This is a genomic window from Priestia sp. P5_B4, assembly GCF_056400385.1.
Genome location: NZ_JBFULJ010001157.1, coordinates 1 through 990 on the forward strand (window position 1 = coordinate 1; position 990 = coordinate 990).

At 31.5% G+C, this 990-nt stretch carries 2 protein-coding genes and 1 pseudogene; 1 reads left to right on the forward strand and 2 read right to left on the reverse strand.

The genetic code is table 11. The annotated features are described in order from the left end of the window. A partial coding sequence (locus AC1DRF_RS29570) for a DJ-1/PfpI family protein (protein ID WP_477742516.1) occupies positions 1-216 on the reverse strand: 216 nt, incomplete at its 3' end. Positions 217-308: 92 nt separating this feature from the next. On the opposite strand from AC1DRF_RS29570, the pseudogene AC1DRF_RS29575 reads away from it, so the two are divergent. Continuing rightward, positions 309-563 (forward strand): annotated as a pseudogene (locus AC1DRF_RS29575) (isochorismatase family protein); the annotation flags it as partial. Between the two features lie 6 nt (positions 564-569). Here the strand turns inward: AC1DRF_RS29575 and AC1DRF_RS29580 are convergent. Further along, positions 570-701 (reverse strand): hypothetical protein, encoded by a 132-nt coding sequence (locus tag AC1DRF_RS29580; protein WP_427077086.1) that lies wholly within the window; start codon positions 699-701, stop codon positions 570-572. Positions 702-990: the final 289 nt, after the last annotated feature.

The following is a 990-nucleotide window of genomic DNA, read 5'->3' on the forward strand; positions in this document are numbered from 1 at the left end:
ATCTAGAAGAGTGCACTCATCAAGAGAAATATCCGGCTGTATACTCAGCCCCCCCATTGTTTTAATAATTTCTTTATTAACTCCTACCGTCATTATTTTTAAAGGGGCTAAACCTTGCCTGAAATATCTTCCTGAATTTAGTTCAGCAATTAAATATCCATACTCCCAATCTGACATTGTATTAAATACATAAATATAAACTTTTTTTGTTTGCATATTAAGCCTCCCGAACTGACGTTCTCTATATTATACCATTTTAAAGGCATATATCTATAAAAATGTTAAAATATTCAGAAAAAATTAAGGAGATTGAGAATCATTTGAAAGAAAAYAAAATAGAAAAAGTCGTAATAGTAGGMTTAACGACTCCACATTGTGTATCAACTGTTACTCGAATGAGTAATAATTTAGGATTTGAAACGTATCTCATATCAGATGCCACAGCTGCATTTGCAATAAAAGGAGCAGATAATGCATATTATCCAGCTGAACAAATACATACTGTGTCATTAGCAACTTTAGATAATGAGTTTGCCAAAGTTTTAACAACTGAAGAATTGATCAAAAAGTTAAATTTGACTGAAAATCACTGTCGAAATAAAGATAAACCACAAATCTACTGCGATAACGATCTCCGTTCCATAAGCCCAACATACCCAGCTAGCTGTATCAGCTGAAATAAACTGAGAAAAACTACTCAAAAAGAAAAGAGCAGCTTTTGGATTTAATACATTACATATAAACCGATATAAGCAAGCTATGACTTTGTTATGATTTCTGACAAAAACAATCTAATATTATTTTTCATTTTATTATATTTAGATTGCCTACATTGAATAATATCTACTATAACGAGCAAACTAAACAAGACGCCGTGAGGTATCTATCCAATACTTTAAAATCCTTGTTGTTTTAAATAGAAAAACCTACTGGTGCCGGATGAACCAATAGGTTTTTCTGTTTTATAACAAAGTGCACGACAGTTGAAAC